This is a genomic window from Lentzea aerocolonigenes (assembly GCF_000974445.1).
GTDB lineage: Bacteria > Actinomycetota > Actinomycetes > Mycobacteriales > Pseudonocardiaceae > Lentzea > Lentzea aerocolonigenes.
Genome location: NZ_BBOJ01000007.1, coordinates 371,384 through 392,341, shown reverse-complemented (window position 1 = coordinate 392,341; position 20,958 = coordinate 371,384). Strand labels below are relative to the sequence as shown.

At 69.3% G+C, this 20,958-nt stretch carries 17 protein-coding genes; 6 read left to right on the top strand and 11 right to left on the bottom strand.

Going from position 1 to position 20,958, the window contains the following annotated elements; genetic code table 11:
* Positions 1 to 2: 2 nt before the first annotated feature.
* Complete coding sequence (locus tag AOM45_RS16315) at positions 3 to 1,661, bottom strand: ABC transporter substrate-binding protein (protein WP_030470524.1); 1,659 nt, start codon at positions 1,659 to 1,661, stop codon at positions 3 to 5.
* 136 nt (positions 1,662 to 1,797) lie between these two features.
* On the opposite strand from AOM45_RS16315, the gene AOM45_RS52890 reads away from it, so the two are divergent.
* The 3 genes from AOM45_RS52890 (at position 1,798) to AOM45_RS16300 (ending at position 6,418) form a co-directional block, all read left to right on the top strand.
* The gene (locus AOM45_RS52890) at positions 1,798 to 3,180 is read left to right on the top strand and encodes an ROK family protein (protein WP_030470525.1); all 1,383 of its coding nucleotides are present in this window, start codon (positions 1,798 to 1,800) and stop codon (positions 3,178 to 3,180) included.
* Between the two features lie 147 nt (positions 3,181 to 3,327).
* Positions 3,328 to 5,550, top strand: coding sequence for an alpha-xylosidase (gene yicI, locus AOM45_RS16305; RefSeq protein ID WP_081902446.1), 2,223 nt, complete (start codon positions 3,328 to 3,330; stop codon positions 5,548 to 5,550).
* Positions 5,551 to 5,605: 55 nt separating this feature from the next.
* A complete protein-coding gene (locus AOM45_RS16300; RefSeq protein ID WP_030470527.1) occupies positions 5,606 to 6,418 on the top strand; it encodes an SAM-dependent methyltransferase in 813 nt (270 codons plus the stop codon).
* Here the strand turns inward: AOM45_RS16300 and AOM45_RS16295 are convergent.
* Positions 6,411 to 7,250: a GDSL-type esterase/lipase family protein gene (locus AOM45_RS16295; RefSeq protein ID WP_201779984.1), complete on the bottom strand. Its 840-nt coding sequence runs from the start codon at positions 7,248 to 7,250 to the stop codon at positions 6,411 to 6,413. The genes AOM45_RS16300 and AOM45_RS16295 overlap by 8 nt on opposite strands.
* A gap of 163 nt (positions 7,251 to 7,413) precedes the next feature.
* The gene (locus AOM45_RS16290) at positions 7,414 to 8,169 is read right to left on the bottom strand and encodes a hypothetical protein (RefSeq protein ID WP_030470529.1); all 756 of its coding nucleotides are present in this window, start codon (positions 8,167 to 8,169) and stop codon (positions 7,414 to 7,416) included.
* 73 nt (positions 8,170 to 8,242) lie between these two features.
* On the opposite strand from AOM45_RS16290, the gene AOM45_RS16285 reads away from it, so the two are divergent.
* The 3 genes from AOM45_RS16285 to AOM45_RS16275 all read left to right on the top strand — a co-directional run bounded on the left by AOM45_RS16285 (position 8,243) and on the right by AOM45_RS16275 (position 11,211).
* A complete protein-coding gene (locus tag AOM45_RS16285; protein ID WP_030470530.1) occupies positions 8,243 to 8,956 on the top strand; it encodes a GntR family transcriptional regulator in 714 nt (237 codons plus the stop codon).
* 96 nt (positions 8,957 to 9,052) lie between these two features.
* Entirely contained in the window at positions 9,053 to 10,492 is a 1,440-nt protein-coding gene (locus AOM45_RS16280; RefSeq protein ID WP_030470531.1) for an NCS1 family nucleobase:cation symporter-1, read from the top strand.
* Complete coding sequence (locus AOM45_RS16275; protein ID WP_030470532.1) at positions 10,489 to 11,211, top strand: aspartate/glutamate racemase family protein; 723 nt, start codon at positions 10,489 to 10,491, stop codon at positions 11,209 to 11,211. Before AOM45_RS16280 ends, AOM45_RS16275 begins: the two co-directional genes overlap by 4 nt.
* Here AOM45_RS16275 and AOM45_RS16270 read toward each other — a convergent pair.
* The 8 genes from AOM45_RS16270 to AOM45_RS16235 form a co-directional block, all read right to left on the bottom strand.
* A complete protein-coding gene (locus tag AOM45_RS16270; RefSeq protein WP_030470533.1) occupies positions 11,205 to 12,032 on the bottom strand; it encodes a rhamnogalacturonan acetylesterase in 828 nt (275 codons plus the stop codon). The genes AOM45_RS16275 and AOM45_RS16270 overlap by 7 nt on opposite strands.
* Complete coding sequence (locus tag AOM45_RS16265) at positions 12,029 to 12,997, bottom strand: pectinesterase family protein (protein WP_063757124.1); 969 nt, start codon at positions 12,995 to 12,997, stop codon at positions 12,029 to 12,031. The genes AOM45_RS16270 and AOM45_RS16265 overlap by 4 nt, the downstream gene beginning before the upstream one ends.
* A gap of 353 nt (positions 12,998 to 13,350) precedes the next feature.
* Entirely contained in the window at positions 13,351 to 14,808 is a 1,458-nt protein-coding gene (locus tag AOM45_RS16260; protein ID WP_030470535.1) for a glycoside hydrolase, read from the bottom strand.
* Between the two features lie 8 nt (positions 14,809 to 14,816).
* A complete protein-coding gene (locus AOM45_RS16255) occupies positions 14,817 to 16,718 on the bottom strand; it encodes a DUF2264 domain-containing protein (protein ID WP_030470536.1) in 1,902 nt (633 codons plus the stop codon).
* Between the two features lie 79 nt (positions 16,719 to 16,797).
* A complete protein-coding gene (locus AOM45_RS16250) occupies positions 16,798 to 17,808 on the bottom strand; it encodes a hydroxyacid dehydrogenase (RefSeq protein WP_236703686.1) in 1,011 nt (336 codons plus the stop codon).
* Complete coding sequence (locus AOM45_RS16245) at positions 17,805 to 18,614, bottom strand: carbohydrate ABC transporter permease (protein ID WP_030470538.1); 810 nt, start codon at positions 18,612 to 18,614, stop codon at positions 17,805 to 17,807. Before AOM45_RS16245 ends, AOM45_RS16250 begins: the two co-directional genes overlap by 4 nt.
* 41 nt (positions 18,615 to 18,655) lie before the next feature.
* A complete protein-coding gene (locus tag AOM45_RS16240) occupies positions 18,656 to 19,588 on the bottom strand; it encodes a carbohydrate ABC transporter permease (protein WP_030470539.1) in 933 nt (310 codons plus the stop codon).
* Positions 19,585 to 20,910, bottom strand: a complete 1,326-nt coding sequence (locus AOM45_RS16235; protein ID WP_030470540.1) for an ABC transporter substrate-binding protein — start codon at positions 20,908 to 20,910, stop codon at positions 19,585 to 19,587. Before AOM45_RS16235 ends, AOM45_RS16240 begins: the two co-directional genes overlap by 4 nt.
* Positions 20,911 to 20,958 lie beyond the last annotated feature (48 nt).

Below are 20,958 nucleotides of genomic sequence, written 5' to 3'. Positions count from 1 at the left end.
CGCTACTTCCCGGCGGGCTTGAGCTTCATGTACACCTGGGAGGCGTCGGGCCGCTTCCACACCGCCGGGAACGCGTAGAGGTCGTCCTTGGTGGGCCAGCCGGTGAACGCCTTGTCGTTGTACTCGTTGGGGATTCCGCCGGTCAGCACCGGGATGTAGGGCATGTACTTCTCGAGCTCGACCTGGATCGCGTCGTAGTGCGGCTGCCGCGCGGGGTTGCCGCGGTCGGTCTTCTTCAGCTCGGCCAGCGCGTTGTCGACGATCGGGTTGCTGAACCGGGAGTAGTTCGGGAAGGCGGCCTGCCCGACCGGAGCGGTGGCCGTGGTGGAGAAGAAGTAGGCGTAGGTGTAGTACGGATCCGGTGCGGGGCCCTGCTCGACGGAGTCGATCAACAGCTCGAACTGGCCGCGGCCGCGCGCGTCGGCCCACTCGTTCCACGACAGCTGCTGCGGGGTGATCTTGATGCCGATCTGGAGCAGCTGCTGGCTCAGCGTCTCCAGCGCGGTGATGTAGTCGGTCCAGCCGGCGACGACCTTCACGCTGAGCGCCAACGGCTTCCCGTCCTTGGCGTAGATGCCGTCCGCACCCTTGACGTACCCGGCGGAGGTGAGCAGTTCGTTGGCCTTGGCGGTGTCCGGGTTCATCGGCGCCATGCGGTCGGTGAGCTTGCTCGACAGGAGCGCGGCGTCGCGGGGCTGCAGGGTGAAGCCGGGGGACATCTCGCTGTTGACGTTCTGGAAGGCCAGTGAGTTGATCTGGGTGCGGTTCATGCCGTAGTAGATCGCCTTGCGCACGGCCGGATCGGTCTGCGCGCCCTGGCAGCCCAGCTGGGTGTTGGAGCAGGTGTACAACGAGACCTGGTTGAGCGGCAACGTGATCGCCTTGTACCCGGGGTAGTTCTTCTCGATGTCCTTGATGTCCGGGATCGGGCCGGTCTGCCAGTCGATCGACCCGGCCTTCAGCGCGTCGACACCGGCCTGGTTGCCCGACAGCGACAGGTAGCGGACCTGCTTGACCGCGGGCTCACCGCCCCAGTACTTCGGGTTCGCCTTGAGGGTGAACGACTGCGCCTTGAAGTCACCGAGCACGAACGGGCCGGTGCCGACCGGCTTGGGGTTGACCTCGGTCGCCGGGTTGGCGACGTTCTTCCAGATGTGCTCCGGCATGATCCACATCTGGCCGAGCACCTGCGGGCCGTCCATGTAGGCGGGCTCGGGGAACTTGACCACCACGTGCGTGTCGTCGGTCGCGGTGGCCGTGCCCTTGTAGGCGGTCTTGTTCAGCGCCGGGTTCTTGGCGACCATGTCCAGGGTGAACACCACGTCCTCGGCGGTGAACTTCTCGCCGTCGGCCCAGGACACGTTGTCCCGCAACGTGATCGCCAGTTCGGTACCGTCGGTGTTCCACTTGAAGTCCGTGCCCAGCATCGGCTTCGGCTGCTGGTCGGCAGCGATGTTGAAGAAGAACAGTGGCTCGTTGATCGTGCCCATGCCCTCGATGAAGGTGGGGGAGTACGGGTTGAAGTTGAGCTGGAAGTCGCCGGCCTGCCCGGTGTAGACGACGAGCGTGTCCCTGGCTTGACCGCCACCGCCGGATCCTGAACAGCCCGCGGTCGCCGCCACGACCACCGCCAGACCGAGTGCCCAAAGCCGCCTGTGCATCGTTGATCCTCCCCGCCGCTGGGTGGTTCGCGGCGAGGATTCTTCAGATACTAAACAAAGAAAGTCAACGCTCCTGGATGCTTTACTGGTCGCGACTTGTCGATGAGGAAAGTTCGTCGTTCGACGGAGGAATGCGGTGGGCGGACCGGCGCGCGTGACCCACGCCAGCACCAGAGCTGCGGTGCTGGACCTGATCCGCGCGGCGGGCATGATCAGCCGGGTGGGCCTGGTCAACGCCAGCGGCCTGACCGGCGGCACGATCTCCACGGTCGTCCGCGGCCTGATCGACGAGGGCCTCGTGGCCGAGACCGGTCACGCGGAATCCACCGGCGGCAAGCGCCGGGTCATGTTGCAGCTCAACCACTTCGCGCGCTACGCCGTCGGCGTCCACCTCGACGACGCACGCATCACGTACGTCCTGACCAACCTCGGCGGCGCCGTCGTCGCCCGGATCTCGCGCGCGGGCAGCGGTCTCGTCGCCACGATGGCCGGCGAGGTCGACGCGCTGATCGACAGCGTGGGTGTCGAACGCGATCGAATCCTCGGGCTGGGCCTCGTGTCGGCGCGTCCGTCAGCGCTCGGCGAGTTCGCTCAGGCGCTGGAGGAGGCGACCGGGTTGCCGGTCGTGCTGGACAACGACGCGACCGCGGCGGCGATCGGCGAGCACTGGTCCGGTGGGGTCGGGGCCTCCGCGACGTTCGCCGCGCTGTACATGGGGACCGGGCTCGGTGCCGGGGTGGTGCTCGGTGGGGCCACGCACCGGGGACCGAGCGGGCACGCCGGCGAGATCGGGCACATGTGCCTGGACGTCGATGGTCCGGAATGTTGGTGTGGGGCCAGGGGATGCCTGGAGGCGTTGGCGGGGCCGGGGGCGGTGGTGGCGCAGGCTCGGGCGGATCGGGCGTTGAGGCGGGCGGCCGGGCTGGTGGGTGGACGGAGCCGTGCTGGGGCGCGAGCTGTGGTGCCGGGTGCGGCGCTGGGCCGGGTGCTGGACGGGACCGGTGGCGCGGCGGTGAACCGGGTGGGGGACGGGATCGGTGGTGAGGCTTCGGCGGGGATGGAGCCCGCGGCACCGGCCCGGACGTCCGCCAAGACCACGGCAGCTCTGCGCCGCACGCCCGCCCGAACCCCCATCGCCTCCGACTTCGCCGCCATCAGCCGCGCAGCCCGTCACGGCAACCCCCGGGCCCTGGCTCTCCTGGAACGCTCCGCCCGCTACATCGCCGTGGCCGCCCGCTCCCTGGCCGGCGTCCTGGACCTGGAAGTGCTCGTCCTGACCGGCCCGAGCTTCGCCGTCGCCGGCTCTGTCTACCTCCCGGTCCTGCGCGCCGAGCTCGACACCGCGTTCATCGCCCGCGACGCCCACCCCGTCTCCGTGCGGTTGTCGCCGTCGGCCGCGTCCGCACCGGCGATCGGGGCAGCGGCGATCGTGCTGCAGTCCGAGCTCGTGCCGCGGCAGAAGGGCCTGCACCTGCCGGACGACCTGGCCGCCGACGAGCCGCCGGTGTTCGTGCGCTGATCGAGAACTGCCACGGAAAACTCGTTCGGGAACGCGAATGCGGGGGAATTTCGAGGCTTCCTCACCAGGCACGTCATCGCTAATGTCTCCCGTGACAAAAGAGAATCGAAGCGATTCGATTCGAATTCGAGCGGTGAAAGCGGTCGAATGAAGTTCAGCAACGGTTACTGGCTGCTGCGCGACGGAGTGCAGGCGGCGCATCCGGTCGAGGTCTACGACATCACCCCGGCGGCGGGGGAGCTGGTGGTCCACGCGCCGACCCGCCCGATCCGGCACCGCGGCGACCTCCTGCAGGGTCCGGTGGCGACCGTCCGGTTCTCCTCGCCGATGCCGGACGTGATCGGGGTGAGCCTGACGCACTTCGAGGGCGGGCTCCCCAGGAAACCGGAGTTCGGCCTCGACAGGACAGAGCCCCACGTGCGCCTCACCGGCGACTCCCTCACGTCCGGCGCGCTGGAGGTGAAGGTGAGCCGCGACTGGCAGGTCGAGTTCGCGGCCGGCGGCGAGGTGCTGACGTCCAGCGCGGCCAAGGGCATGGGCTTCATGACGCTGGACGGCAGGCACTACGTCCGGGACCGGCTCGCTCTCGGCGTCGGCGAGGTCGTCTACGGGCTCGGCGAGCGCTTCGGGCCGTTGGTGCGCAATGGGCAGACGGTCGACATCTGGAACGCGGACGGCGGCACGAGCAGTGAGCAGGCGTACAAGAACGTGCCGTTCTACCTGACGAATGCGGGGTACGGCGTGTTCGTCAACCATCCGGGTCACGTGTCGTTCGAGGTCGCCTCGGAGAAGGTGTCCTGCGTGCAGTTCAGCGTCGAAGGGCAGTCGCTGGAGTACTTCGTGATCTACGGCCCGAGCCCGAAGGAGATCCTGCGCAAGTACACGGCGCTGACCGGCAGGCCGCCGATGCCGCCGGCGTGGTCGTTCGGCCTCTGGCTGTCCACGTCCTTCACGACGTCGTACGACGAGCAGACGGTGTCGGGCTTCATCGACGGCATGATCGAACGCGACCTGCCGCTCAGCGTGTTCCACTTCGACTGCTTCTGGATGCGCGAGTACAACTGGTGCGACTTCGAGTGGGACCCGCGCACGTTCCCGGACCCGGTGGGCATGCTGGACCGGCTGAAGTCGCGGGACCTGCGGATCTCGGTCTGGATCAACCCCTATGTGGGGCAACGATCTCCGCTGTTCGCCGAGGGGGTCGAAGGCGGCTTCCTGCTCAAGCGGCCGAACGGTGACGTGTGGCAGTGGGACCTCTGGCAGCCGGGCATGGCGCTGGTGGACTTCACGAACCCCGCCGCCCGCGAGTGGTACGCGTCCAAACTGGACGCTCTGCTCGACCAGGGCGTCGACTGCTTCAAGACCGACTTCGGCGAGCGCATCCCCACCGACGTCGTGTACTTCGACGGCTCCGATCCCGAGCGCATGCACAACTACTACGCCTACCTCTACAACCAGACGGTGTTCGAGGTGCTGCGCAAACGCCGTGGTGACGGCGAGGCGGTGGTGTTCGCGCGTGCCGCCACCGCGGGATCGCAGCAGTTCCCGGTGCACTGGGGCGGCGACTGCGAGTCGACCTACGAGGCCATGGCCGAGAGCCTGCGCGGCGGGCTGTCCCTGGGCCTGTCGGGGTTCGGCTACTGGAGCCACGACATCGGCGGCTTCGAGGGCACCCCCGATCCGGCGTTGTTCAAGCGGTGGATCGCGTTCGGCCTGCTGTCGTCGCACAGCCGCCTGCACGGCAGCAGGTCGTATCGGGTGCCGTGGCTGTTCGACGAGGAGGCCGTCGACGTGCTGCGGGTGTTCGCCAAGCTGAAGGCCCGGCTGATGCCGTACCTGCACCACGCGGCGTCGCAGGCGGTCACCGACGGAACGCCGATGATGCGGGCGATGGCGCTGGAGTTCCCCGACGACCCGGCGTGCACGCACCTTGAACGGCAGTACATGCTCGGCGACAGCCTGCTGGTGGCGCCGGTGTTCTCCGACAGCGGCCGGGTGTCCTTCTACGTGCCCGAGGGCACCTGGACGGACTTCTTCACCGGCGCAGAGGTGCCCGGCGGCCGGTGGACAACGATGACATGCGACTTCCTCACCGTGCCGTTGCTGGTCAGGCCGAACACCGTCCTCCCGCTCGGTGCCGTCGACGACCGCCCGGACTACGACTACGCCGACGGCGTCACGTTGCGGATCCACCACCTCGACGACGGCGCCGAGATCACGACCGAGGTCGGCGGCTCCACGTTCCGGACGCGCCGCAGCGGCGACCGGATCGAGGTCGAGGCCGAGTCGCCGTCCGCGTGGCAGCTCCAGTTCCCCGGCGAGGACCCGGTCCCCGGCACCGCGCTCACCGTCAGGGACCTCCGGCCGTGACGCGCGGGGTCGGCTACCGTGTTCGTTCGATCAGCCCCGGGAAGCGAGGACCTGCATGCCAACGGAACCGTCGGCGCTGCCCAGCGACATCGACCTCAGCCGTCCCAGCGCGGCCCGCGTGTACGACTACTACCTCGGCGGGGCGCACAACTTCGCCGCCGACCGCGAGATGGCCGAGCAGGCCATCGCGATGTGGCCGGACCTCCCGCTGATCATGCAGGCCAACCGGGCGTTCCTGCGGCGCGCGGTGAGGTTCTGCGTCGCCGCCGGCATCCGCCAGTTCCTCGACCTCGGCTCCGGCATTCCCACCGCCGGGAACGTGCACGAGGTCGCCAGGGCGGCCGCGCCGGACGCTCGGGTGGTCTACGCCGACATCGACCCCGTCGCCGTCACCCACAGCCGCACGATCCTCAAGGGCGACCCGCAGACGGCCGTGGTGCAGGCCGACCTGCGCCGTCCCGACCTGCTGCTGCAGCTTCCCGAGGTCACCGGCCTGCTCGACTTCAGCCGGCCGGTGGCCGTGATGATGGTCGCGGTCCTGCACTTCGTGCCCGACGCCGACGACCCCGCCGCGGTGGTCGCCGGCTACCGCGAGGCCATGGCGCCGGGCAGCTTCCTCGTGATGTCGCACGCCACGCACGAAGGTCAGCCACAGCGCGCGGACGAGCACCAGACCCTGTACCAGCGCACGGCGACGCCGATGTCCATGCGCTCGCGCACCGAGGTGCGGGCGCTGTTCGACGGCCTCGAGCTGGTCGATCCCGGTGTGGTGTACCTGCCGCTGTGGCGGCCGGAGAACCTCGACGAGGTCGACGAGAACCCCGAGCGGTTCACCGGCCTCGCCGCGGTGGGACGCAAGGTCACCTGAGGTAGCTGGAAAGAGGGATTCGCTGGTCGCGCAAGGCCTTCGCGACCACCCCGGCGATCTGCTTCGCACCGGCGGCCTCGAAGTGGGTGTGGTCGTTGCAGAAGAAGGCGCCGACAGGGCCCCTGGTGTAGTCACCGTCGTTGGGGCACAGCTTGAGCGTGTTGTAGAGCGTGTAGCTCAGCTTGTGCAGGTCGACGACGGTGACTCCGGCGCTCCTGGCCGCGTCGAACGTCTCGGTCAGGAAGCCGCGGGTGGCCACCGCCGTGCTGCCGCTGCACCTGATCGCCGACACCGGCGTCAGGAAGATCGGCGTGACGCCGCGGTCCTTGGCCGCCTTGGCCATGAGGGCGAGGAGTTCCTTGTAGCGCGCCGAACCCACGTGCCGGGGGCAGTTGCGGTCGCCGTCGTTGATCCCGAACTGGATCATCAGGTAGTCGCCGGCCTTCATCCCGGCGGCGGGATCGAGCATGGTCAGCCAGCGCTGGTGGAACGTCTTGGGGCTCACCACGCACTCACCGGCGGAGTCCTTGGTGCTCTGCACGTTGGACTCGTACAGCCAGGTCTGGATGCTCCGACCGGCCACCGCGGCGTTCACGACCGTGACGTCGTCTTTGAACAACGCGTCGAACTGGCTGCCCCAGCCGACCGGGCAGGTCGATCGCGGGTCGGCCATCGTCGAGTCGCCGGCGAGCCAGACCTTCACGCTCGCGGCGTTCGTCGACGCAGTCGTGGCCGCCGGGGCGCAATCGGGCTGGTCCGCGGACGCCGGAGCGGCGGCGGTGACGAACGGCAGGACCGCGAGAGCTGCCACCGCCAGCAGGGTTTTCCGCACAGTTGTCTCCCTAGGTGAATCGCCGCGTGCAGCCAGGTTAGGGCCGGATGTCGATGCGGACAATCGCATCGAATCGACGTCGATTCCTTGGGGCAGAAGGAATTCACCGTCTCAACAGGCGGGCGCCCCGTACTCGTCGAGGCGCCCGCCGGTCCGGGAGGAGTCAGCAGCCGATCCGCTTGGTGGCCAGCGCGATGTCGTCCATCCAGAGGTCGTACGCGCCGTCGTTGGGCTGGTAGAGCTGCCAGCCGAACTTCACGGTGTTGAACCGCGGGAAGACGAAGTCCACGGGGTTGCCGCCGTGGCTGCGCGTCGACACGGTCAGATCCGGCTGGGCGACGCCGTCGAACCAGAGCTCGACCCGGTTGTCGGACGCGTCCATCCGCCACTCGACGCACTGCCACACGTCCTCGCGGGACGGCGCCGACTCGCGCCAGTTCGTCCAGTCACCGGTCGGCCCGCCGTCGGCTCCCACGCCCCACAGCGCACGGTCCACAGTGGGCACGTACTGACCACCGAGCGGCCGCACGATCTCCGCGCCCTGGCCGGTGGTCTCGATCAGGGTGTAGTGGGCCCAGTCGGGCTTGCGCGGGAAGGCCTTGACCTTGAGCCGCACCCGGCCGTAGAAGCTGTTGCCGGGCGGCGCGAAGTCCTCGACCTTCAGGAACGCACGTCCGTTGCGCTCGGTGTGCGCGTGGAGAACCCGTTGGCCGCGTGGGGCTCTCTCCACGGTGAGCGTGCCGTGGCTCGTGTCGACGCCCCAGTTGAGACTGGTGGCGCCGCCGAGCGGGACGGACTGGAAGTCCTCGCAGAACAGCACGTCCGGGCGAGCGCAGGAGGAGGGGTGCGCGAGGGCCGGAGTGGCCGCGGTCGCGAGTTGAAGTGCCAGAAGCACGGAGAGCGCTTTCCAAAATGGCATGAGCGCAGGCTAGGAGATCTCCGGCCACGAGGAAACCGGCCGACCGGCCGGGTGGTGGCCTACGCTGCTGGGCGTGGCGGGCCCGCGGAAGCGTTCTGCGTTGATCGCCCGGCTGGTCAGCGACCAGCCGGGCGGGTCCCAGGCGTCCATCCTCGAGGAGCTGCGCCGGTGCCTGCTCGACGGCGAGGTGCCGCCGGGCACGCCGATCCCGCTGGACGAGGTCGCGCAGGTGTTCGGGGTGAGCCGCATCCCGGTGCGGGAGGCGCTCAAGACCCTGATCGGCGAGGGCCTCGTCGAGCACCGGCCCAACCTCGGCTATCACGTGGCCAGGCTGACCGCCCGCGAGTTGCACGAGTTGTACGTGGTGCGCGAGGTGCTGGAGGTGGCGGCGCTGACCGCCGCGGTGGCCTCGGCGACCGAACAGGACGACGTGGAGGCGACCGCGACCCACGAGGCGCTCGGCCACGCCATCGAAGCCCACGACGTGCGCGGCTACCACCGCGACAGCAGGCGGTTCCACCTCGCGCTGGTCCGGCCGTGCGGCATGCACCGGCTGCTGGCGATGCTGGAGTCGGCCTGGAACACCACCGAACCCGTGCAGCCGATGGCACACGTGTCGGACGGCGCGAAGGCGGAGATGCACCGCGACCACGAGGAGATGCTCGCGGCGTTCCTGGCGCGGGACGTGGAGCGGCTGGTCGCGGCGGCGCGGGCGCACCACGGGCGGCTGCGGGCGTCACTGGCCACATTGCCTCGTCACACGGGGTTGCTCGTCGAGGGCGAATGAATCGGCCCGCGAAAGATATACGGTTCGCGTCATGACGGCGTAACAAGCCGGGACCAGGCTTCTCGCACCACATCCCAGGTTCACGAGGAGTCGGTGATGACCGATACAGTCTCCCGCCCGGCGATCGGCACCACGCCGCAGTACGACCCGCGCCTCACCAACGAGGACCTGGCGCCGCTGAAGAAGCAGACCTGGGGCTCGTACAACATCTTCGCGTTCTGGATGTCGGACGTGCACAGCGTCGGCGGGTACGTGACCGCGGGCAGCCTGTTCATGCTCGGCCTGTCCAGCTGGCAGGTGCTGCTGGCGCTGCTGGTCGGCATCGGCATCGTGAACGTGTTCTGCAACCTGGTCGCGAAACCGAGCCAGGTGACGGGTGTGCCGTACCCGGTCATCTGCCGCGCGTCGTTCGGCGTGCTGGGCGCGAACGTGCCGGCGATCATCCGCGGGCTCATCGCCGTGGCCTGGTACGGCATCCAGACCTACCTGGCGTCGGCCGCGCTGAACGTGGTGCTGCTCAAGCTCTTCCCGGCGCTGATGCCGTACGCGGACGTGCAGCAGTACGGGTTCCTCGGGCTTCCGCTGCTCGGCTGGGCCTCCTTCACCCTGCTCTGGTTCGTGCAGGCCGCGGTGTTCTGGACCGGCATGGAGACGATCCGCCGGTTCATCGACTTCTGCGGACCCGCCGTGTACGTGGTGATGTTCGTGCTCACCGGCTACCTGATCTACCGGGCGGGCTGGGGCGCGATCGACCTGAGCCTCGGCGAGGTTCGCCACACGGGACTGGCGTCGATCCCGGTGATGCTCGGCGCGATCGCCCTGGTCGTATCGTACTTCTCCGGCCCGATGCTGAACTTCGGCGACTTCTCCCGCTACGGCCGCTCGTTCGCCGCGGTCAAGCGGGGCAACGTGCTCGGCCTGCCGGTGAACTTCCTGGTGTTCTCGGTGCTGGTCGTCGTGACCACGTCGCTGACGCTGCCGGTGTTCGGCGAGCTCATCACGGACCCGGTCGAGACGGTCGCACGCGTCGACAGCACGTTCGCGATCGTGCTGGGCGCCTTGACGTTCAGCGTGGCCACCATCGGCATCAACATCGTCGCGAACTTCATCTCGCCCGCGTTCGACTTCTCCAACGTCAGCCCGCAGAAGATCAGCTGGCGCGCGGGCGGCATGATCGCCGCCGTCGGGTCGGTGCTCATCACGCCGTGGAACCTCTACAACAGCCCGGAGGTCATCCACTACACGCTGGAGGTGCTCGGCGCGTTCATCGGACCGCTGTTCGGCGTGCTGATCGCGGACTACTACCTGGTGCGCAAGCAGAAGGTGGTGGTGGACGACCTGTTCACGATGTCCCCGGACGGGCAGTACCACTACCGCAAGGGCTACAACCCGAAGGCGATCGCCGCGACCGCCGCCGGCGCGGTCGTCGCGGTGGCGCCGGTGCTCGTGCCCGTGCTGGCGCCCGCCGCGCAGTACACCTGGTTCATCGGAATGATCGTGGGCCTGGCCGTGTACACCGCGGCGTCCAAGCGATGATCATCAAGGTCGTGAACCCCAACACCAGCGCGGACATGACCGCGCTGGTGGAGCGGTCCGCCAAGGCCGTGGCCGCTGCCGGGACCACCGTGCACGCGGTGAGCCCGGCGATGGGACCGGAGTCGATCGAGAGTCACTACGACGAGGCGCTCAGCGTGCCCGGTCTGCTGGCCGAGGTCGCCGCCGGGGAACGGTCCGGTGTGGACGGTTATGTCGTCGCGTGCTTCGGCGACCCCGGACTCGACGCCGCACGGGAGCTCGCGGCCGGGCCCGTCGTGGGGATCGCCGAAGCCGCCATGCGCACCGCCGCCTACCTGGGACGGGGCTTCACCGTGGTGACGACGCTGTCCCGCACCCGCGGCCGCGCGTGGGAGCTCGCCGAACGCTACGGGATGCGCGGGCTGTGCCGGGGCGTGCACGCCTGCGACATCCCCGTGCTGGAGCTCGATCCCGGCGCACTGGATCTCGTCACCGCCGCCTGTGCCCGCGCCGTCGAGGAGGACGACGCGGACGCGGTGGTGCTCGGCTGCGCGGGCATGACGGACTGGGCTGCGCCGATCGCGAGCGCGATCGGCGTGCCCGTGGTCGACGGCGTCCAGTCCGCCGTCCTCACCGTGCAGGCCCTGGTGGAGATGGGTCTGCGCACCGGCAAGCGGGACGAGTTCGCCGTCCCGCCGCCCAAGCGGTACGCGGGCTTGTTGCGGGACTTCGGTCACTGAGCGGACTTCGGCCACGCGATCGCGCTCGGGGGAATCTGGTCGCCGAGCTTCCAGAACGCCTGGGGCGGAATCACGTCCTGGTTGCGCAGAGCGGTGGCGACGAGCCTCGCGACCTCGATCGCACCAGTCGCCTGGAAATGCGTGTTGTCCTCCACACCGTCGGGGTAGTTGGGGAACTGCCCGGCCTTGAGGTGCATGAAGTACTTCTTGGTTCCTTCGGGTCCAACGCGGTTGAACAGCGCCGTGCTCATCGCGGTCAGGTCGATCAACGGCACTCCCTTGGCCCGCGCGAGCTCGCGCATCGCCGCCGGGTACGCGCCGTGCGTCGGCGTGATCGCTCCCGAGCTGGAGAAGCGGCGCCGTTCGACCGACGTCACCAGCACCGGCTTCGCACCCTTGGCCCGGCTCTTGTCGATGTACTGCGAGAGGTAGGACTTGTAGGTCGTCGACGGCTCGGTGTAGCGGGCCGGGTCTTCCTTCTTCTCGTCGTTGTGCCCGAACGAGATGAGCAGGTGGTCGCCGGGCTTGATCCGCGCCAGGATCCGGTCGAGCCGACCCAGGTCGACGAAACTCTTCGAGCTGGCGCCCGACAGCGCCTCGTTGCGCGCCACGGCGCTCGGGGTGAGGAACACCGGCAGCGCTTGCCCCCACCCGGCGCGCGGAGCCTGCGACGACGTGTAGGTCGACGCGGTGGAGTCTCCCGCGATGAAGATCTGGGCGGGGGCCGCCGCGGAGGCGTTCGTCCCCGTGACGGCCAGTGCGGCCGCGAGGAGGCCGATGAGGGGTACGAGGCTCTTCCTGTCGGGGCGGCGGTGCTTCACCTCGGGTTCCAGCCGTCGGTGCCAGCGAGGTACTTCTGCGGGGTGTAGTCACCGGCCTGGGCGTCGGGCAGCTGCGGCCGGTTGGAGTTCGTGCCGGCGCCCGCGCCGGTGTTGCGGTACTCGAAGAACCTGGCCTTCTTCCACGAGTTGCCACTCATGTCGGTCCACGGCTGCGCGGTCTTGAGCGTGGAGGTGAGGGTGGACTCGCGGTAGAGGACTTGACCGTCAGGCCGCCACGGCCGGCCGAGCTGCGTGGTGTTGTTGGTGGTGCCCGTGATCGTGCAGCGGTAGAACAACAGGCCGTACTTCTTGGCGGCCGGCGTGCTGGCAGCGGTGATCGGGCCGCCGACCGTGCGCTTCTCGTGCACGGTCGTGCGTTCGAAGACCATGGTGCCGCCCCCGAAGATGAAGTCGACGGTGCCCTCCACGTACGAGTCGGCCATGTACGCGCGGGTCTTCTCGTTGACCAGCAACGTGTCCTGGTCGCCGAGCATCCGGACGTTGCGGAACACGGCGCGGTCAGCGTTGAGGTGCAACGCCACGGCCTGGTTGCCCTCGTTGCCTGGCTGCTCCACGTAGTCGTTGGAGATGGTGAGGTTCGTGGCGCCGAAGTCGCGGCCGTCGACGAACATGCTGGCGCTGTTGAACGTGCCGTGACTGGTCGCGCTGTTGTTGAACACGAGCACGGTCTGCGCGGGACCCGAACCCAGTCCCTGCAACGTGATCGCGGTCTTGTTCGCCGGCACCCGCACGACCTCGCGGTAGGTGCCGGCCTTGATCGTGATCGTGGTGCGCGCGGTGCTGTTGACCGGAGCCGCGTTGATCGCGGCCTGCACGGTGCGGAACTGGGCGCTGCCGTCGGCCGCCACGGTCAGCGTTGCCGCCGGGGCGGCGGCTGCCGGTGCCGCGAAGCTCGCCAGTGCCAGGACGGTCGAAACGGAAGTACCTGCCACTCTCCTGTTCACAGGACTTCTCCTACCTCTTGCGCAGGGTGTAGGTAAGCGCTTTCCTGAGGGGAGTATGGCGTTGCGCGGCGCGGAAATCGCAACAGTGCGGTGGGATTCGTCAATTCGACGGTCGAATCGATGGTCGAACAAATCTGGGTTCTCGCGCTCGGGTTCGTGGTCGTGGCCGGGCTCTGCGCAGTGCGGAGGTGGCGCGACCCGACCGGGTGTCGCTCCCAACGCAAGACAACACAGCCGGTTCAGTGCAGGCCACACCGATCGCCTCCGCCTCGACCTCGCGAGATTCCCGGGAACCACCCAGGGCATCCCGGGAATCTCGCGAGCCACCGTCGAGAGTCAGCAGCGCACGCCGGTCACGCGGACACTCCGTCCAGCTGGAACGTCTGCACCTGCCCCGCCGCGAACGGGACCCGCAGCAGCTTGCCGTCCAGCCGGACGTCGGTGCGCTGGACGTACCTGTCGCTGCCGCTGGTCGTCGAGGTGGACCACCGGGTGACCAGCCCGGTGGGCAGGGTGCCGTACCGGGTGAGGTCGAAGGTGATCGTCTGCGCCGAGGTCGCGGTGTTGACGCCGACGAGCACCAGCCTGCGGGCGGCGGGGTCGTAGGCCGCGGCGGCGTTCCCGGTGGAGGCGGAGATGACCTGCATGCCCGGCCGGATGTGGCGGGTGAACTGCGCGAGCACGTACAGCTTGTTCCCGACGGCACCCGCCCTCAGCGTGCTCGGGTCGTAGGCGATCAACGCCCACTCCGGGGTCGGGTCCATCACCTGCCAGTAGCACCACGCCGTCGGGTGCAGCCAGCGCCAGTCCAGGCACAGGTTGCTCGCCATCGACAGGCCGGTGCCGTCCTTGTCGCCGTACTCGGAGTTCCACAGCACCTTGCCGACCGACCGCGCGTCGGTGTACAGGAGGTCGCGACGGCCGCCGGAGCCCTGGTAGCCGTGGACGTTGATCTGGTTCACGACGGACTTCGTGGTGGCGTCGAAGGAACTCCACGTGCTGCGTGCCACGTCGTAGCTGGTCTCGTCGGACGCGGAGATGCGCGTTCCGGACAGGCCTCGGTTGTTCAGCTCCTCGCGCAGGTACTGCAGGATGGTTCGTTGGAGGGACGGGTCGAAGTGGCAGCCCTCCTGCTTGCCGGTCGCCGACCAGTAGTCCGACGCGGGCTCGTTGAACGGGTCCACCGTGCGGAACGTGACGCCGAAGCGGTCGCGGAACTGCCGGGTGACCTCGGCCAGGTAGGAGGCGTGGGTGCGGTAGTTCCACGACTGGAGGTTGTTGCTGTTCGCGTTGGCGGCGCCGGAAGGGTTGTGGTTGAGGCACATCCACCACGCGGGCGAGTTGGAGAACAGTTCCGTGATCGCGCCACGGGCCACGGCCTTCACGACGGCCGCGCGTTGTTTGGCGTCGGCGCCCCACTGCCACGAGTTCGGGTCGGTGACGTTCCAGTCCTGCCAGAAGGTCTCGATCTGCTTGAACCGCGGGATGTTCGGCGAGGCGACCATGCTCTCGCCGTTCACGCTGTTCCAGCTGCACGCGCCGAGGTTGTAGCGGGCGATGTTCATGCCCAGCCCCGGCAGCGCGGTTCCGTTGTAGGTCACGGACTTCGTGGTGAACCACAGGTCCGCGAGGTCGTCGCGGTCACCGAACACGTTGGCCCACCAGGCGAGGGACGTGCCCCAGCCTTCCCACGTGCCGTAGCTCGTGCTGGGGTCGATCGCGATGGTCTGGTCGGCACTGGCGTTGGTGCCCAGCGCCGTCGCTGCTGCGGCGGCGGCTGCACCGGACAACACTGTCCTGCGGGTGACCACGGCTCCTCCTAGGAATTGGGCAGGGTGATCCTCGTGTCGAGTCCATCGCTCCACCGCAGCACGACCTCGTCGCCGTGCGGCAGGAAGAGCGGGTTGGTGAAGGCGCCGCAGCCCCGGTCCAGGCGCACGGCGGCGGCGAGCACCTCACCACGGGGAACTCCTCCGGCGGTGGTCAGCCGGGGGACCGCGACGAACTTGCCCAGTGGCGACGATCCGGACTCGGTGTCGACGCCGGCCAGGTCGAACCCGCGCAGGGCGCACAGCGAAGAGCGCAGGCGCGCACCGGTCACCACGATCTCGGGCCCTGTCAGGGACTCCGCGCGCGGTCGCAGGTCGGCCGCGACCGGCCAGCCCGACAGCCGCAGCCGCGCGTCCGTGTCGCCGTCGACCCGCACGATGCGGATCTCCACGCCGTCGCGCACGACGGAGACCACGAGCACCGGTGGGCCTTCGACGACCTCGCCGCTGCGACCGGAACCGTGGTCGGGTGAGTCGTCCGCGCTGGTGTCGACCCAGCGCACGGACCCGCGCGACGCACCGGCCACCACGCCACCGGGCAGCTCCTCGACGAACAACGTCCGGAAGCCCGCGCGGTGGCTGGCCGCGCCTTCGGGGTCGACCAGCGCCACCGAGTTGTCGGTGACGCACGGCATCGTCGCCGTGGAATAGCCCAGCTTCGCGTACAGCGGGGAGTCCGCCCTCTGGTCTCCCGGCAACGCGTGGTCCGTGCCGTGGTTCACCGCCGTGACGATGCCGTCGGAACGCCTCGCCGACACCAGCCAGCCCGGCGCCGCGATCACGCGGGTGAAGTCGTGCGTCTCCACCGGCAGCGGCCGTTCCACGTCCGTCCACACGGGATGGTCGGCGGGCAGCGCGAGACCCAGCATGCCCTTGGAGGCCCAGTAAGGCGAGCCAGGGCCGGAGTAGGCCTGGCGCAACGCGGGCCAGGAGCCGTGCCAGCCGAGGCGCAGCAGGCCGTCCGGTTCGAGCGCGCCGTGGTCGACGAAGTGCCGCAGCACCCCGGACGCCGCGCGCCGCACCAGCCCGGGCTCCGCCACACCCGTGATCGCGCCGACCCAGAACGGCGCCGCGGCCGCGAACCGGTAGGTGAGGCTGCGCCCCTGCATGAGCGGCGACCCGTCGGCACCGACCAGCGCGGCTGCGTCCTCCAGGTACCGGGCGAGATCGTCGGACCAGGCGCGGCGGGTCTCCTGCGAGCACAGCGAATCCGGCACGTCGAACAGGTGCGTCCACAGCGACGGGTACAGGTGCAGCGCCCAGCCCGTGTAGTGGTCGAACGCGCGCTCTTCGCCGTCGCTGAGCCATCCGCCCTCACGCCGGAACGACGCGTGCAGCGCCAGGTCGTGCTCGACGTCCTCCGATGACCACTCGCCACCGGCCTCGCGCAGGAACGACTCGACGACGATCCGGAACCACACCCAGTTGATCGGCGGGTACGGCTGCCCGACCACGGTGCCGAGCCAGCCGACGACACGGTCGCGCACGCCGTCGTCGAGGTGGTCCCACAGCCAGGGCCTGGTCAGCTGCAGGATGAGCGCGATCGACGCGGCTTCGACCTTGGCCTGCCCCAGCTGGTCCGGCCGCGGCCAGGCCTCCGGCGAGTGCGGGTCGGTGCCGGCGGCGAGTCCCCAGGCGTACCGCTCCAGCAGCTTCGGATCGCCACCACCCGCGACCCGGAACCCCGCGAGCAGGAACGTGCGCGCGAACCCTTCGAGGCCGTCGGAGACCGGGCCGAAGCGGCTGGGCTCGCCGGGGAGGTCGATGCGGGCGCACCTCGGGGACCAGTACGGGTTGACGGAGTCGAGCACGTGGTCGGCGATGGCCTCCCAGTGCTCGCGGGTCCAGCCCGTGTGAGGGGAGAGGAAGCGGTTCTCGGGAGGGAGGATCATGCTGGTGCCGCCGTCCAGTTCCGGGGCGCGGGGTCGAGGAGGCGGTGCCAGTTGCTCAGGCTCGTGCCGCTGCCGCCCCTCATGCCTGCACCGTCAACCCGTGCCTCGTCACCGGCTCCAGCGGCGGCTGCCCGCTCACGTACCGCTCCAGCTCGTCGAGCGCCGCCGCGGCCATCAACCTGGTCTCCGATCCCAGCGACCCGGCCACGTGCGGCGTGATCACCACGTTCGGCAGGTCGTACAGCCGTGACCACGCGGGCAGCGGTTCGGGGTCGGTCACGTCCAGCACGGCGTGCACGCGTCCGTGCGCACAGGCTTCCTCCAGTGCCGCGGTGTCCACAAGGGACCCACGAGCGGTGTTGACCAGCGTGGCGTGCTCGGGCAGCGCCGCCAGTTCCGCCGCTCCGATCAGGTGGTGCGTCTCCGGCAGCGCCGGGGCGTGCAGGCTCAGCACGTCGGCCTGGGGGAGTGCCTCGGCCAGGGACACGAGCTCCGCGCCCGCCGCCCGCACCAGCGCGGGGTCCACCACCGGGTCGACCACGAGCAACCGGCCGAGCTGCAGCCGCCGCAACAACTCCACGACCCGGCGGCCCACCCGCGAGAACCCGACCAGCACGATCGTGCGGCCCAGGCCCGAGAGCTCGCCGCGCCGTTCGCGGTAGCCCCAGTCCTCGCGGTACCGGCGGGCGTCGGCCGCCAGGAACGGTGCCTTCTTGAACGCCCACAGGATCGCCGCGACGGTGTACTGCGCCACGGGTTCGGCGTTGACGTGCGCGGCGGTCGTGACGAGGACGTCGCGGTCGAACACGGCGTCACCGACGTGCGACCGGACGCTGCCCGCCGCGTGCAGGGCGGCCCGCAGCCGGGGTGCCGCCGCCAGCACGTCGGCGTCCAGAGGTGGACAGCCCCACGAGGTGATCAGCACCTCCACCGACGCCAGGCGGCGGCGCACTGCGGGGGACGAGAAGTCCTGTGCCACCAGGGGATTGCCGACACGGGCCAACCTCCCCAGTCGTTCCAGCTCACGCGGTCCGAACTGGAGGTCGGCGACGTCCTGGCTCATCGCGAGGAGGACCTCGGGACGGTTCACTTGACGCTCCCCGCCGCGAGCCCCTTGCGCCACTGCCGGTTCAGCACCAGGAACGCCACCACCAGCGGCAGCACCGCGAGCAGCGACCCGGTGATCACCAGCGGCGTGTACTGGGGGAACTGGTTCTGCCGCGTGCTCCACTGGAAGAGGCCGAGGCTGACGGGGAAGAGCTTCGGATCGGTCAGCAGCACCAGCGGCAGGAAGAAGTTGTTCCAGATCCCGATGAACTGGAACAGCAGCACGGTCACCACACCGGGCCGCATCATCGGCAGCGCCACGGTGAAGAACGTGCGGAGCTGACCGGCCCCGTCGACGCGCGCGGCCTCCAGCACCTCGTCCGGCACCGACGCGTCGGCGTACACCCTGGCGAGGTAGACGCCGAACGGGTTGGTGAGCAACGGGATGAACACCGCCCAGAACGTGTCCACGACCCGGAGCTCCGACGCGAGCAGGTACATCGGCAGCGCCAGCACGGTCGTCGGCACGAGCACACCGGTGAGCGTCAGCGCGAACAACAGCTTTCGGCCGGGGAAGCTCGTCTTGGCGATGGCGTACCCGCACGCGGCGCAGATCAGCGCGCCCAGCACGGCTCCACCGCCCGCGTACAGCACGGAGTTGAGCAGCCACTGCCAGAAGATGCCGTTCTCCTGGGCGAACAACGCCTTCACGTTGGCCCACAGGTTCCAGTCGCCGAACTCGAAAGCCCCGGTGGTGGAGAAGTCGCCGAGCGACTTGGTCGACGACGTGACCAGCCACACCAGCGGCAGCAGGCTGTACAGCGCCGCCACCACGAGGATCACGTGCACCGCCGGAACAGATACCCAGCGGGACTTGCTGTCCACGACGCTCACCGCGACGACCTCCGAGTCGAGAAGCGCATGACGACGGCGGAGAGCACCGCGCAGATCACCGCGAGCAGCACCGACGCCGCCGCGGCGCGCCCGTTGTCACCGGCCACGAACGCGGCCTCGTACACGTACATGCTGGGCGTCCAGGTGCTGGTCACCGTGCCGGTGAAGCCCCTGAGCACCATGGGTTCGGTGAACAGCTGCAACGACCCGATGACGGTGAACACCACCGCCACGAAGATCGTCGGCCGGATCACCGGGATCTTGATCGACCACGCGGTGCGCAACCCGCCCGCGCCGTCCGCGCGCGCCGCCTCCACGATCTCCTTCGGCACGGCCTGCAACGCCGTGTAGAAGATGATCATGTTGTAGCCGACCCACTGCCACGTCGCGATGTTCGCGATCGACGGCAGCACCGCGGTGTCGCTCAACGGATCGATGCCGAGCAGGTTCTTGATCGGGCCGATCGTGGGGCTGTAGAGGTACGCCCAGATCAGGCCGCCGATGACCACGGGCACCGCGTACGGCACGAACACCGCCAGCGACCACATCCGCCGCAGCCGCACGACGGCGGAGTCCAGCAGCAGAGCCAGGACCAGCGCCCCGATCAGCATGCTGGGGATGTGCACCAGCGCGAACAGCGCGACGTTGCCCAGGCCCGCGTGGAACGCCTTGTCCGCGACGACCGAGACGTAGTTGCCGAGCCACACGAACACGTGCTCGGGACCGGAGAAACCCAGGCCGCTCAGGCGTTCCGTGAACAGGCTCAGGTACAGCGCGTACAGCACGGGAACCAGCACCGTGCCCACGAGCAGCACCAGGAACGGGATGGCCAGGACCAGTCCCGCGAAGTCCTTCCTGCGGGTCCGCACGGCCGGTTCCGCGGACCGTTCTTCCAGCACAGGTGTGCGTTCGGGCGCGAGAACGCTCATGCCGATTTCCCTTCCCGCACCGAAAGTCCCTTGGCGCGCATGTCGGCCACGGCGCTCTGCTGGATCTTCCGAAGCGCGTCGGGCAACGTCGTCCCGCCACCGCGGACCGGCCCGAACGAGTCGGAGATCGTCGAGAACAGCCGCAGCGCGTTGGGTCCCCACGTCCAGTCCGGCACGCGCTTCGCCGCCTCGTCGAGGACGTCGTAGACCGGATCGCCGATGAAGTAACCGCCCTTGTAGGCCTGCCGCGCGACGGCCCGGTTCGGCAGGTGCGCGGGGAACGGCGTGGTGAAGGTGCTGCCGATCTTCGGCACGTCCGGGTTCGTGCTGAGCCAGCGCAGGAACGTCATCGCGGCCTCGGGGGCCTTGCTCTCCGCGGAGATCCCGAACGCCGTGCCGCCCTGCACTCCGTTGGAGGGCTTGCCGTTCCACGTCGGCATGGTCGCGACGGCCCAGCGGCCGGTGTCCTTCGGGATCGACCGGCCCAGGGTGCCGACGCTCCAGGACGCGCCGAGCAGGCCCCACAGCTTGCCGTCGTGCATCCCGGCGATCCAGTCCTGCGTGCCGTGCACGACACCGGCGACGAGGTTCTCCGAGATCATCGACTGCCAGAACGTGCCGGTGCGCAGCGTTCCCTCGCCGGCGATGTCGACGGCCCACGTGTCGCCCTGCGCCGTCCACCACGGATCGCCCGCCTGCCACGACATGCCGGCGAAGAACGAGCCGTCGTTGAGCGGGAACGAGCAGATGCGCGCCTGCGGGTCGACCTGCTTGACCGCCGCTGCCGCCGCGCGGAACTCGTCCCACGTGCGCGGCAACGCGATGCCGTGCTGGTCGAAGAGGTCCTTGCGGTAGTAGAAGACCATCGGCGCGAGGTCCATCGGCACGCCCCACGTCCTGCCGTCGGGCCGCACCCCGCGCCACGCGGCGGGCGAGTACTGGCTCTCCAGGTCGGCCATGTCCGCGGTGAGGTCGCGCAGGCCACCGGTGAGCAGGATCTGCGGCAGACCCTGGTACTCGACGTGCAGGACGTCGGGCGCGTTGTGCGCCCTGATCGCGTTGGTCTGCTGGGCGTACCCGCCGGACAGGCCGGCCGCGATCACCCGCAGCTCCACGAAGACGTCTTTTTGCGCTCCGTTGAATGCGGCGACGTACTTGTCCATGCCGGTGAGCCACGACCAGATGGTGACCTTGGTGGCGCCGGGTGGTGCGGCGGTCGCCGAGCAGCCGCCGGCGAGACCTGCCGCGCCCAGAGCGGCGGTGGCGCGCAGGAAACCGCGGCGTGAGAGACCGCGGGCCCGCAGCGCTGGGGAAAGCTCCATTGCTGACCCTCCTGCTGGAGTGATGGAGGACACCTCAACGCGTGGCAC